11 protein-coding genes are annotated in these 13,267 nt (G+C 54.2%); 6 read left to right on the top strand and 5 right to left on the bottom strand.

The window, feature by feature from the left end; translation table 11 throughout:
• Nucleotides 1-20: 20 nt before the first annotated feature.
• From AAF463_RS20685 to AAF463_RS20675, 3 genes are read right to left on the bottom strand one after another with little or no spacing between them, the layout of a single operon-like run.
• The gene (locus AAF463_RS20685; protein ID WP_101761347.1) at nucleotides 21-782 is read right to left on the bottom strand and encodes an amino acid ABC transporter ATP-binding protein; all 762 of its coding nucleotides are present in this window, start codon (nucleotides 780-782) and stop codon (nucleotides 21-23) included.
• Nucleotides 775-1,698: an amino acid ABC transporter permease gene (locus tag AAF463_RS20680; protein WP_280173047.1), complete on the bottom strand. Its 924-nt coding sequence runs from the start codon at nucleotides 1,696-1,698 to the stop codon at nucleotides 775-777. The genes AAF463_RS20685 and AAF463_RS20680 overlap by 8 nt, the downstream gene beginning before the upstream one ends.
• Nucleotides 1,695-2,591, bottom strand: a complete 897-nt coding sequence (locus AAF463_RS20675) for an ABC transporter substrate-binding protein (protein WP_110867191.1) — start codon at nucleotides 2,589-2,591, stop codon at nucleotides 1,695-1,697. Before AAF463_RS20675 ends, AAF463_RS20680 begins: the two co-directional genes overlap by 4 nt.
• 659 nt (nucleotides 2,592-3,250) lie before the next feature.
• Between AAF463_RS20675 and AAF463_RS20670 the strand changes: the two genes are divergently transcribed.
• Nucleotides 3,251-5,422: a TonB-dependent siderophore receptor gene (locus tag AAF463_RS20670; RefSeq protein WP_350262445.1), complete on the top strand. Its 2,172-nt coding sequence runs from the start codon at nucleotides 3,251-3,253 to the stop codon at nucleotides 5,420-5,422.
• 39 nt (nucleotides 5,423-5,461) lie between these two features.
• Here AAF463_RS20670 and AAF463_RS20665 read toward each other — a convergent pair whose 3' ends face one another.
• Complete coding sequence (locus tag AAF463_RS20665; RefSeq protein WP_350262363.1) at nucleotides 5,462-6,376, bottom strand: alpha/beta hydrolase; 915 nt, start codon at nucleotides 6,374-6,376, stop codon at nucleotides 5,462-5,464.
• A 169-nt stretch (nucleotides 6,377-6,545) separates the two neighbouring features.
• Here AAF463_RS20665 and AAF463_RS20660 point away from each other — a divergent pair, with 169 nt between their 5' ends.
• Nucleotides 6,546-7,463 carry a DMT family transporter gene (locus AAF463_RS20660; RefSeq protein ID WP_350262362.1) on the top strand — a complete coding sequence of 306 codons (918 nt, stop codon included), beginning with the start codon at nucleotides 6,546-6,548 and terminating at the stop codon, nucleotides 7,461-7,463.
• A gap of 2 nt (nucleotides 7,464-7,465) precedes the next feature.
• On the opposite strand, the gene AAF463_RS20655 is transcribed toward AAF463_RS20660, so the two are convergent.
• A complete protein-coding gene (locus tag AAF463_RS20655; RefSeq protein WP_350262361.1) occupies nucleotides 7,466-8,353 on the bottom strand; it encodes a MurR/RpiR family transcriptional regulator in 888 nt (295 codons plus the stop codon).
• Nucleotides 8,354-8,549: 196 nt separating this feature from the next.
• Here AAF463_RS20655 and AAF463_RS20650 point away from each other — a divergent pair, with 196 nt between their 5' ends.
• The 4 genes from AAF463_RS20650 (at nucleotide 8,550) to AAF463_RS20635 (ending at nucleotide 13,243) form a co-directional block, all read left to right on the top strand.
• A complete protein-coding gene (locus tag AAF463_RS20650; protein WP_350262360.1) occupies nucleotides 8,550-10,679 on the top strand; it encodes a TonB-dependent siderophore receptor in 2,130 nt (709 codons plus the stop codon).
• A 40-nt stretch (nucleotides 10,680-10,719) separates the two neighbouring features.
• Nucleotides 10,720-11,829: an ABC transporter substrate-binding protein gene (locus AAF463_RS20645; protein ID WP_350262444.1), complete on the top strand. Its 1,110-nt coding sequence runs from the start codon at nucleotides 10,720-10,722 to the stop codon at nucleotides 11,827-11,829.
• A gap of 116 nt (nucleotides 11,830-11,945) precedes the next feature.
• The gene (locus tag AAF463_RS20640) at nucleotides 11,946-12,098 is read left to right on the top strand and encodes a KGG domain-containing protein (protein ID WP_101761338.1); all 153 of its coding nucleotides are present in this window, start codon (nucleotides 11,946-11,948) and stop codon (nucleotides 12,096-12,098) included.
• 248 nt (nucleotides 12,099-12,346) lie between these two features.
• Nucleotides 12,347-13,243, top strand: coding sequence for an SDR family oxidoreductase (locus AAF463_RS20635; protein ID WP_101761337.1), 897 nt, complete (start codon nucleotides 12,347-12,349; stop codon nucleotides 13,241-13,243).
• Nucleotides 13,244-13,267: the final 24 nt, after the last annotated feature.

The following is a 13,267-nucleotide window of genomic DNA, read 5'->3' as shown; positions in this document are numbered from 1 at the left end:
TCAAAAAAGAAAAACGGTGCCTAAAGCACCGTTGCAATAAAGTTTCTTACGCGCCCGTTTTCCGGGTCGTCGAGCACTTGCTGGGTTGGCCCCGCCGCCACGATTTTGCCGCTTTCCATAAACACAATGTTGTCAGCAACCTCGCGCGCAAAACCAATCTCATGCGTCACCACCACCATGGTGATGCCGGAGTGCGCCAGCTGTTTGATCACCTGCAGCACTTCGCCAACCAGTTCGGGATCGAGCGCTGAAGTGGGTTCATCAAACAGCATTACGCCGGGATCCATCGCCAGCGCGCGGGCAATCGCCACACGTTGCTGCTGTCCTCCGGAGAGATTCTGCGGCCACTCATCTTCGCGGCCAGACAAACCCACTTGCTTCAGCAGCGACAGCGCTTTGCTGGTCGCCTGCTGACGACTCTGCTTCTTGACGCGCATCGGCGCATCGACGATGTTTTGCAACACGGTACGGTGCGGGAACAGGTTGAATTGCTGGAACACCATGCCGATTTCGGCACGCTGACGTGCAACTTCACCGCTGCTTAGCTCGTACAGCGCCTGGCCTTTCTGCTTATAGCCGATGATCTCGCCGCCGATGCGAATGGTGCCGCCATCCAGTTTTTCCAGGTGGTTGATGCAGCGCAGCAGCGTGGATTTCCCCGAACCCGACGGCCCAAGGATCACCGTGACTGAACCGGCCGGAATATCCAGATTCACTTCATCCAGAATGGTGACGCCAGAGAAGCGCTTAGTGACTTTACGTAAGGCGATCGCTTCACCCATTGCTGACGCTCCTTTCTGCTTTTGGCGCTGATAAGCCCGGCAGCGATTTCAACAGGCTGCGTTTTTCCCGGCGCGAAACGCCACGGCCAAAATAGCGTTCCACATAGAACTGACCCACCGACAGCACCGAAGTCATCAGCAGATACCACAAGGTAGCCACCAGCAGCAGCGGAATCACTTCATAGGTGCGCTGGTAAATAATCTGCGCCGAGAACAGCACGTCCTGCAGCGAGATCACCGAGACCACCGCCGTGGTTTTCAGCTGACCAATGATTTCGTTGCCGGCGGGCGGCATGATGGCGCGCATCGCCTGCGGCAGCACGGTGTGACGGAAAATCTGCGAAGGGCGATAGCCGAGCGCACGCGCGGCTTCCAGCTGGCCGTTGCCGACGCTTTGGATACCCGCACGCACAATTTCGGCGGCATAGGCAGATTGGTGCATCACCAGCGCGATCACTGCCGCGCTGAATGGGCTCACCAGCGCGTTCGATTGCGTGCTCCAGACTTCGCCGAGGCCCGGAATCGATAGGGCGATGGTGGGATAAAGCGCCGCGATGTTGTACCACAGGAACAGTTGCACCAACATCGGTACACCACGGAAGAACCAGGTGTAGAACCAGCTCACGCCCACCAGCACCGGATTGGAGGAGAGGCGCATCAGCGCCAGCACCGTACCGAAGGCAAAACCCAGCACCACAGAGATCGCGGTAAGCTGCAGCGTCATTAATACGCCTTGCAGGATCGATTCGCCGGTAAAGTTCTCCGCAATCACGCTCCATTCGAAGCGTGGATTGTTAATCATCGAGTTCGCCATCGCCACCACGCACAACAACACGACCAGCGCACTCAGCCAGCGTCCGTAGTAACGTTTGCCGACGATTTTCAAGTCGCCGGTGTGGTCGTGAATGTCACTCATTGAAAGATTTCCTGATTGCGTTTGGCTTGTTTAACAGCACCAAAGCCGATGCCCCAGTTGTCGAGGATCTTGTTATAGCTGCCATCTTTGATCAGCGAGTTAAGCGCGGCCTGTACGGCGGGCTCCAGCGCGGAATCTTTCGGGAAAGCGACGGAGACTGGCGCATCGTGTACGGTGATTTCGCCGCTCATGGTCAGCGGTTTAATCACTTTCACCTGCCACAGCAAACCTTCATACGGGCCGAGGAACATTGGCACGCGACCGCTTACCACCGCCTGCACGCCAGCTGGACGATCCGGGAAGACGGAGACTTTGATTGGCTTTTTACCCGCCGCTTCACAGGCTTTGCTGGCGTCTTCAAGGCGCGTAACCTGGGTGGTACCGGAACCGGCGCCCACTTCTTTACCACAGACATCGGCCAGTTCTTTGAATGGCGCGATGTTGGCATCTTTACGCGAGATAATGCCGAGGCGGCTGGCATCGTAATAACCCACGAAGTCGATGATTTTGGCACGCGCTGGCGTGGCGTTGATATTGGAGAGCGCCACATCGTAACGACCAGTTTTCAGGCCTGGAATGATGTTGTCGAAACCGCCGGTGTCGCGCCACTGAACCTGGATTCCCAGACGCTCGCCCACGGCATTCATGATATCGATTTCACGGCCGGCCAGCGTTTTGTTGTCTTCTTTATAGAAGGTGGTTGGCGGCGTGTTGGGGTTGGTTCCGGCAACAATATAGCCACGTTTCACCACATCCGCAGGCAGCAGGCTTTTCAGCGCAGGATCGGCCTGCACATGGATTGAGCTGTCAGTTGGGACGTTTTCATCGGCGGCGAACGCGGTGTGTGCACTCAGCGCGAGCGCAAGAAGAGTCATGCCTTTGGCGAATTTCACTGGAACCTTTCTCCTGATTTATAAAAAGTTTCCCCACAGGGAAAAGGCGTTGAGGTAGCGATGGTTTTGTCTCCTGACTCACCTCGCGCGAGCGGCGTGCGGTGAGTGGAATTGTCATCCTCATATACCCTAAATAATTCCAGCTGCAACAAGGCGGCAAGCGTGTGAATCCCCGGGAGCTTACTTAAGTAAGTGACTAGGGTGAACACGCGGAGCCAACGCAGTTGCGGCTGAAATTATGACGGGTATTTACGTCCCGATTAGCATTCTCTGGAAGATAGATAACAATCACAAATGCGAAAAAAACATATCTATTGCCAAAATATGGCAATAGCCGCTAGTACGGTTGCAAGGCGGGATTTCCGCCCGAGATTTGGCACGTAATACTTAGCAGAATTCAGAATTTGCTAGTGAATCAATAGCCTGCTTATCCAGTATTCATCGACACATTTCTTCTTACTCATAACGGTTTCTTCTAAGCAAATGAGAAATTCCCCTCTCCGCAACTCATACCCCGCAACCGAACAACCTTTGTAAAGGTTTGTATTGTCAGGCATGTTGCCGTCTCACTGAATGGACAATGAGAAACGTTATCATTATCATGCGCATTTACTTACAATTGTTAACGTTACAGGGAGAAAACTTAAGTGAATGTAACCATGCGTGGCAAAAAGCGTCCAATTGCGCTTTTTTTAGCGGGAATGCTAACGTCGCCTGCCTTTGCAGCTGAAACCACCGAAAAGCTGGCTGACGATGAATCAATGATCGTCACCGCCGAGCAGGAGCTGAAACAGCAACCGGGCGTGTCCACCATCACCGCTGAAGACATCAAAAAAAATCCCCCTGTTAACGATCTCTCCGACATCATTCGCAAAATGCCCGGCGTAAACCTTACCGGTAACGGCGCCAGCGGCAGCCGCGGCAATAACCGGCAAATCGATATCCGTGGCATGGGCCCGGAAAACACCCTGGTGATGATCGATGGCGTGCCGGTTTCCTCTCGTAACTCGGTGCGCTACAGCTGGCGCGGCGAGCGTGATTCACGCGGCGATACCAACTGGGTGCCAGCTGAAATGGTTGAGCGCATTGAAGTGATTCGAGGCCCGGCCGCTGCTCGATACGGTTCTGGCGCGGCGGGCGGCGTGGTGAACATCATCACCAAGCGTCCCACCAACGACTGGCACGGCTCGCTGTCGCTCTATACCAGCCAGCCGGAAAATAGCAAAGAAGGCGATACCCGACGCGCTAACTTCAATCTCAGCGGCCCGCTGGCCGGTGATGCGTTGACCATGCGCCTGTACGGCAACCTCAACCGCACCGATGCCGATGCGTTCGATATCAACACCGCAGAAAACGGTTCATACGCGGCGGGCCGTGAAGGCGTGCGCAACAAAGACATCAATACCGTGCTGTCGTGGAAAATCACGCCGCTGCAAATCATCGACTTCTCCTGGGGCTACAGCCGTCAGGGCAATATTTATGCCGGTGACACGCAGAACAGTAACAGCAACGCCAGCACCGACGGTTTAGTAGAGTCGCTGTACGGTGATGAAACTAACCGCATGTATCGCCAAAGCTACGGCATCGCGCACAACGGTATCTGGGATTGGGGAACCTCGAAGCTTAATTTCAACTACGAGAAAACCAATAACACTCGCCTGCAGGAAGGCACCGCCGGGCGTACTGAAGGGATGATTAATAGCGATACGTACGCCACCAGCCGCCTGGAAAGCTATCGCGCGGGCGGAGAGATCAACTTCCCGCTGCAGCTGCTGGTCGACCAAACCGTGACGCTGGGCGCGGAGTGGAACCGCGATGAGCTGAACGATCCAGCATCAATGCTTGCGGCCAGCGCGAGCGGCGTGAATTTGCCTGGCAGTTCTGGCGATCCATCGCAGCGCAGCAGTAAGAACAGCGCCACCATCAGTTCACTGTTCTTCGAAGACAACATTGCCGCCACCGATAGCACCGAAGTGATTCCGGGCCTGCGCTTTGATTATCACGATCAGTTTGGCGCCAACTGGAGCCCAAGCCTTAACCTCTCACAAGGTCTGGGCGACTTTTTCACCCTGAAGGCCGGTATTGCACGGGTGTTTAAAGCGCCAAACCTGTATCAGTCAACGCCGGGGTATCTGCTCTCCACGCGTGGCAACGGCTGCCCGATTGGGCTCAGCCAATGTTATCTGCTGGGGAATAACGATCTCGATGCAGAAACCAGCGTCAACAAAGAGATTGGACTGGAGTTCAGCAACCAGGGCTACGTCGCGGGCATCACCTGGTTCCGCAATGACTATAAGAACAAGATTGTGTCCGGCACCGAGCCGGTTTATTCCAGCACTCGCCCGGTTTACAACGTGCTGCGCTGGGAAAATGGCGGCAAAGCGATTGTGGAAGGACTGGAAGGAAATCTGACTATTCCTTTGATCGCCGATACGCTGGAATGGCGCTCCAACGCCACCTACATGTTCCGCTCCGAGAGCAAGAAAACCGGCAATCCGCTGTCGGTGATCCCGGAATTCACCATCAACTCGCAGCTGGAGTGGCAGGCGACGCAGGATCTCAGCGCCAACATCAACTGGACGCAGTATGGCCGCCTGAAACCGCGTCAAAATGTTGAGACCAATATCTATACCTCGAGCATGACGACGCAGGAAATCAGCCCGTATTCGGTGTTTGGTTTGAACGTCAATTACGACATCAGCAAAAACCTGCGCGCCAATGCCGGTATCAATAACCTGTTTGATAAACGCATTTACCGTGAAAATTCGGGTGCTTCGACCTATAACGAACCGGGCCGCGCCTATTATGCCGGTGTGACGATGTCGTTTTGATTGAGCGGTGTTTAGTCGCCAGACATGGCGACCTGACGTTTAATTAAAAAACTCACTCAACGCCTCTGCCAGCGCCTGCGGTTGCTCATCCGGAATGAAGTGACCGCAGTGCGCGATCTTAATTCCCGTCACATCCGCAGCGAATTCACGCAATGGTAAGGCCATATCCGGAATCGAACCCTGATCGGCGCTGATCGCCAGTAACGGCAACGCTAATTTGCCGCGTTCTTTCAGCAACGCACGGTTTTGCGCCGCCGAAACCGTCACTTCACGATAAGTCGCCATTCCGGCGCGTATCGCGCCCTTCTGCTGTAACAAACGGGTATATTCCGCCATGTCCTCATCGCCAAACACCATCGGACTGGCCGCTTTGCGTTTCAGGAACCATTCGAGATAGATCGCTTCGCGCCCTTCTATCAGCGCCTCTGGCAAATCCGGTAAGAGATGAAACGCGAAGTGCCAGGTTTTCCACGCTTTATCCGGCGTGGCGGGCAGCGATTCTGGCAACGTCACGCCAGGAATACCGGCATCAAGCAGCGCCAGTTTCTTCACCTGATCGCTAAACAGCGTGGCATACGGCCAGGCAACCCACGCGCCGACGTCGTGCGCGGCGAGGTAATAGCTTTCATGACCCAATTGCTGCATCAAGCCCTGTATATTCTGCGCCAGCGATGTGGTGTCGTAGCCGCTGAGCGGTTTATCCGAGTCGCCTTGACCGGGTAAATCCGGCGCGATAATGAAATAGCGATCGCCCAGCAGCGCCATCACCTGGCGCCAGGCGAACCAGCTTTGCGGAAATCCCGCCAGCAGCAGCAACGTTTCTCCATTTGCATTGCCGCCGCTGACGTAGTGCAAACGCACGCCGTCGACCGTGGCGTAATGATGGGAAAATCCGTCTAACGCGTTGAATGGTTGCGTCCAGCCCTGTGCGTATTTGATAACTGATGCTGACATTTTCGCTCTCCGCTCATTTAGGAAATGATCAATCCCTAAATACTAACTGATGATTGCGCTGCCTGGGAATATTTCTGCAAAGCGGTAATCAGTCGCCGTTAATAACGGCCCGACGGAGCGGGTTATTTGCTATTCTGTGCGCGACTCTTTCTTAACAATTGTGAAACTTATGCGAACATCGGATTTGTTGCGGCTGCTGCTTTTAGCGGGGATTTGGGGTGCCAGTTTTCTGTTTATGCGCATTGCGGTACCGGCGCTGGGCGCGGTGAACACCGCGTTTTTACGCGTGTTTTGCGGCATGTTGGGTTTACTGATCATCATGGCGATGATGCGCATTCCACGCCGCTTTGAGGGCAAATTAGGTTGGGCGATGCTGCTGGGCGTTATCAACTCAGCGATTCCGTTCCTAATGTATTGTCTGGCGGCGCGCGTGCTACCGGCGGGCTATTCCGCGATTCTTAACGCCACCACACCGTTAATGGGCGTAATCATTGGTGCGGCATTTTTCGATGAAAAACTGACGATCACCAAAGTTCTCGGCATGATAGCCGGATTCAGCGGCATCATTATCATCAGCACCACCGGCGAAGCGCATCTGAGCAGCACTTTAATCGGGGGGATTTTGGCTTGCCTGGTTGCCACCGCCAGTTATGGATTTGCCGGTTTTCTGACTAAGCGCTGGATTGGTGCACGCGGCGGACTGGATGCCACCAAAGTGGCTTTTGGCAGCCAACTGGGTGCATCGCTGTTTTTACTGCCGGTCTTTGCCTTTAGTGCTCCGCAAACGCCCGCCAGCAGCTGGCAAATCCCGGAAGTGTGGGCTTCTATTTTGGCGATTGGGTTTATCTGTACCGCGCTGGCCTACATTATTTATTTCCGTCTGCTGGCCGATATTGGCCCGCTGCGCACGCTGACCGTCACTTTTATGATTCCGCCGTTCGGGATTTTGTGGGGCTGGTTAGTGTTGGGCGAGCAGATCAATCAGGGTTTTATCGGCGGTTCGCTGCTGATTGTTTGCGCGGTGTGGCTGGTGACCAGCAACGGCTTTGGCAAACGCGCCGCTGTAAACAGCAGCGCCAGCAAATAGCGTTACTTTTTGCCGGATGGCTTCAGCGATCGATTGAGATCCTGAATACGCTTCATGGTTTTTACCGTGCGCGATGAGGTCGCGGAAGCCACCGACAATATCAACATCTCCAGACACACCAACACCGTTCCGTGCAGCGGCATGCGACCATTCTCGCCACCGCGCGGCACGTTAATAATGACATCCGCCTGTTTAGCGAAAGCCGAATCAAGCGCATTAGTGAGCAAAATCACCGGCATGCCGAGACGCTTCGCCTCTTTCAGCGCGGTCATGCCTTCACGATGCGCCGACTTCTGCGCCATCATAATCAGCACATCGCCGCGTTGCAGCCCAATCAACTGTTCCGCTAGCGCAATCCCAGAGCGATTGAGCGTTACCGCCGGAATACCAATGCGCGTCAACAGACGCGCGCTGTAATCCGCCAAAATACCGGAGGCATTAATGCCAAATAGCGCCACCTGACGCGCGTCAATCAAGTGCGTTACCGCTTTGGCGACGGCTTCACGATTGTGCGGTTCGGACAGCGCATCGCAGGCATGTTTATGGCCGCTCAACACAAAATCGATGCCGGAATTGATATCGCACGACAGTTCGCTGACGGTGGCGCTCATCTTCTCTTCAGAGTTCATCGCCGGTCCAAACCAGGCGTTTAACGTGGTTTTTAAATCGCGCAAACCGGCAAAACCTAATGCCTGCACCGCGCGCACCACCGTCGCATCCGAGGTGTTAGTGGCCCTGGCAATTTCCAGCGCCGTGGCATCCAATACCACCTCGCGATGGTCGTGGATGTAACGCGCCACCGCTTGCAGACCGGATGATAATGTCGGTGCGCGTAACCGATAGCGTTCACCCAGCACATCCACACGACTTTTAATGCTATTTCGACTCATCTGCTGATTGCTCTTTAAAGTGTCAGAGTTTTACTGAAGGTTTGTAGTGAATTACCCACTTACTACTTAGATCTAAGATGTAAGCCAATGAATTTAAGATAATAAAAATGTAACGGCTTCGTAATCATTTCCATTTACTACTACATTACAACATGGTTGAATGATTCTCAATTGCATTGCACCAGGTTAATAAAGAATGAATAACAACAAGCCGTCGGCTTTTAAATCTCAACGCCATCCCGCCATTCTGGCTGCGATTTACGGCGTCAGCATTTGGGGTTCCACCAGCAGTTTTGCCGCCGAGGAGAGCAACACGCTCACCGTTTCGGCGCAGGAAGATAACGCACAAGGTTACAACGTCACTAATAGCGCGATCGGCGGTAAAACCTCTACGCCGCGCATTAACCAGGCGCAGTCGGTCAGCGTGGTTACGCAGCAGCAGCTGGAGGATTATCAGGCGTCGAGTCTTGCCGACGCGATGCGTTTTGTCAGCGGCGTTACGGAAGGCAACACGCTGGCCGGCACCGAAGATGGCTTCGTGCGTCGCGGCTTTGGCAGCAATTCGGATGGTTCGATTTATCGCGATGGCGTGCGCAGCAGCCAGGGTTTGAACTTTGATGCCACCACCGAGCGCGTTGAAGTGTTGAAAGGCTCTGCATCGCTGCTGTACGGCATCCAGAATCCGGGTGGCGTAATCAATGTGATAAGCAAAAAGCCGCAGTATGAGTGGCACAGAAAAGTCAGCGGCCGAACCTCCAGTGAAGGCGGTGGCGCGGGCACGATGGATGTCACCGGACCGCTTGGCAACGGCTTCGCCTTCCGCCTGATTGCGGAAAAACAGAATCAGGATTACTGGCGCAATTTCGGCAGCGAAAAGCACACGCTGATCGCGCCCTCGCTGCAGTGGTTTGGTGAGCAAGCCAGCTTCCTGATTAGCTATTCAGATTATCAGTACGACATTCCTTACGATCGTGGCACCGCATTCATCAACGGTAAGCCGCTGGATATGGACTACAAAGATCGTCTGGATGACAAAGCCAACCATGCATGGGGTCACAACAAAACCCTCAACGCCCATTATGACTGGCAGTTTAATGATGACTGGAGCACGCGCGTTACGCTCGGCTGGAACCAGCGTCAATACGATAATAATGAAGTGCGCGTCACGGCGGTCAATGCTAACACTGGCGTGGTGACGCGTCGTGCCGATGCCAATCGCGGTTTTAACCATAAAACCAAATATGTTTCGTGGGACGTGATCGGCTCACCGCAAGTGTTTGGGATGACGCACGATCTGGTGCTGGGCACCGATTACGAGATGATCCAAACCTATCGCGCGCATCAGTATCAGGGCAAAGCCAACACCGGTTTCAACTTCACCGATCCGCAGTACGATATTCTGTCGCCTGTTACCAACAGCAGCACCGAAAACAGCGCCAACGCCAATAACCTCAACCGCACGCACAGCCGTTCAATCTATGCCAAAGACAGCATCAGCCTGACGGAAAACTGGATTGCGGTGCTGGGCGGACGCTATCAGCATTACGAGCAACGCGCCTCGAAAGGTTTTGATCCGGTGGTGCAAACGCTGGACAGCGAAGGCAACAAATTCCTGCCGCAGGCCGGTTTGATCTACAAAGTGACGCCGGACGTTTCGCTCTACACCAGCGTGAGTAAATCCTTCACACCATCGACCGATGTTGATGATGATGGCAACGTCGGTAAACCGGAACAGGGCACCACATGGGAAGTCGGCAGCAAGTGGCAGATTTCACCGAAGCTGTTTGCCAGCGTCGCGCTGTATCGCATCAACGAGCGCGATATGTCGCTAAGCATTAACGGCACCACGCGCGCCATCAATAAAGCGCGCTCCAGCGGCGCGGAATTTGAGTTAAATGGCGAAGTGCTGCCGGGCTGGGATCTCAGCGCCAACTACAGTTATGACAAAGCCGAGATCGTAGATGACGGTGTTAACGCGGCTAATAACGGCAATCGCCTGCAGAATGCGCCGCGCCACGCAGGCGCGCTCTATCTGAGCCATAATCTGGCGATCTCCGGCATTCCGGGCGATTTCCGCGTAGGCGGCGGTGCGCGCTATGTGGGAACGCGCGCCGGCGATCCGGAAAACAGCTTTACCCTGCCCGATTATGTGGTGGCGGACAGCTTTGTCGCCTGGAACAACCAGTTGTTTGGCGAGAAAACCCAGCTGAAGCTCAATCTGAATAACCTGTTCAACAAACATTATTACCCCTCCAGCGGCGGCAATCTGCGCGTGCGTGAAGGAGAAACCCGCAACCTGATGCTCGAGGCCAGCGTTGAATTCTGATTCGATATTTGTACGACGTGCGCCAGGCTTGTCCGGCCCGATGTTGGTGGTGCTGGCCTGTTTTCTGCTGGTGCTCAGCAGCGTGGCCTCAGCAAAAACCATCACCGATATCGACGGCAATCGCGTTGAGATCCCCGATCGTCCGCAGCGTATCGTGCTGGGTGAAAGCCGCATGCTGTATACGCTGGCGTTACTGGAGCCTGGCGATCCGTTTCAGCACATTGTGGCGTGGCCGCAGGATCTGAAGAAGTACGACAGCCAAACCTGGAACAGTTTTGCCCGTCACTTTCCCCAGATGCTGAAAATCCCGTCGCTGGGTGCTGGCGGGCCGAACGCCATCAATCCCGAGCAGATTCTGGCGCTGAAACCGGACGTGGTGATTTTGCCGAGTCTGGTACGCTACGATGATGCCGACCTGCGCCTTGTCACCATGCTGAAAGCGGCGCACATTCCGGTGGTGAAGATCGATCTGCGCGTGCATCTGCTGAAAAACACCCGGCGCAGCGTGGAGATATTTGGCGAAGTGCTGAATCAGCAGGCGCGGGCAGAAGCGTTTAATCGTTTCTACCAGCAGCATATGCAGGTGATTCATGATCGCTTAGCCAGCTATCAGGGCGCGAAACCGTCGGTGCTGCTGCAACTGCATCTTGGACGCCGTAACGAATGTTGCGTGACGGCGATCAACGGCAGCCTCGGCGAATTACTCAACGCAGCGGGCGGCGACAATATCGCCAACAAAACCCAGCACGGCGTGTTTGGTCGCCTGAGTGAAGAGAGCGTGATTGCCGCTCAGCCGCAGTACTATTTTGCTACCGGCTTTGGCGATAACGCCTCGCAGGGCTTACTGAAATTAGGGCCAGACGTGGCACCCGAAACCGTGCTCAGCAGTTTCAGACAGCTCACCGCGCAGCAAAACGGTTTACGCGAATTATCAGCATTGAAAAATGGTCACTCGGCGGTGATCTGGATGAATTTCTACCTCAGTCCGTGGCACATTGCGGCGACAGAATTTATGGCTAAAACACTCTATCCACAGCTGTTTGCGGACCTGGAACCCGAAAAGACCCTGCAGCAGATTTTTCGTGATTTCTTACCGATTCCTTATAGCGGCACTTATTTTATTAACATCCCGCCAGCGAGCAATAAATAATCACTTCCGCTCCGCTTGTGATTAATCCGAACCTCGCTAATCTTAAATTGCAGCACGGGCATGGCGTTGAAGCCCTTATTTCCGCCATGCAACAACAACTCACGAGAGGATGTTTTATGGCTGAGCATAGAGGCGGTTCCGGTAATTTTGCTGACGATAAAAAGAAAGCATCAGAAGCCGGTAAAAAAGGCGGAGAAAAAAGCGGTGGTAGTTTCAAAGATGACCCCGCTAAAGCATCAGAAGCAGGTAAGAAAGGCGGCAAGAAGTAGCCAACCATGTTTTAAATAGCACATAGCACCTTGGAAATCCGCCAGGGCACGGACGCCCTAAGCATTATCCCCTTCTGCAGTCGCACCTCGATAAATATTGTTAATTACTTCACGTTACTGCTGCACTTTTTAACCCCCTTTCGTTTACCGTTTCGTCTTAATAAATCTGATTGCTCACTTTCTAACGTGACAAACATCACATTTATGCCAGGCTTAGTTTATTCACCTCATGCGACAAGGAGATATATATGACATCGCAAACCACAAATAAAACCCTTATTACTGAAACGTATCCGGTTCCGCCATTTAAAAAGCAGACGCAACCGATGCCGGGTTTGGCGAGCAAAATGGATCCCCGTCCCGATCATGGTGAAACCAGCTATCGTGGTACCGGTAAATTGACCGGTCGTAAAGCGCTCATCACCGGTGGTGATTCCGGTATTGGCCGCGCCGTGGCAATTGCTTATGCCCGCGAAGGTGCGGATGTCGCCATCAACTTCCTGCCGGAAGAAGAGGCTGATGCGGCAGAAGTGGTAAAACTGATTGAAGCTGAAGGCCGCAAAGCGGTGGCGATTCCGGGTGATATTCGTTCGGAAGAGTTCTGTCAGAAGCTGGTGGATCAGGCTGCTGAGCAGCTAGGCGGATTGGATATTCTGGTGAATAACGCCGGACGTCAGCAGTTTAATGAATCCATCCTGACACTCTCTACTGAAGATTTTGACGCCACCTTTAAGACCAACGTCTATGCGATGTTCTGGATCACCAAAGCGGCGCTGAAATATCTGCCAGCTGGATCGTCCATCATCAACACCTCGTCGGTGCAGGCGTATCAGCCAAGCGCGATCCTGCTGGATTATGCGCAGACCAAAGCGTCGATTGTCGCGTTTACCAAAGCGCTTGCGAAACAGCTGGGTGAAAAGCAGATTCGCGTCAACGCGGTTGCGCCTGGCCCGTACTGGACCGCGCTCCAGGTGAGCGGCGGACAACCGCAAGAGAAAGTGGAGAAGTTCGGTGAATCCGCACCGCTGGGTCGTCCGGGACAACCGGCTGAAATCGCCCCGCTGTACGTCACGTTTGCCGATGTGAAAAACAGCTTCACCTCCGGCCAGGTGTGGTGCTCTGATGGCGGCACCGGCACGCTGTAATCATCTTTGGGGTCGCCATTCGTG

The organism is Pantoea sp. BJ2 (genome assembly GCF_040255075.1).
GTDB lineage: Bacteria > Pseudomonadota > Gammaproteobacteria > Enterobacterales > Enterobacteriaceae > Pantoea > Pantoea leporis.
This window is presented reverse-complemented; position numbering and strand designations above follow the sequence as displayed.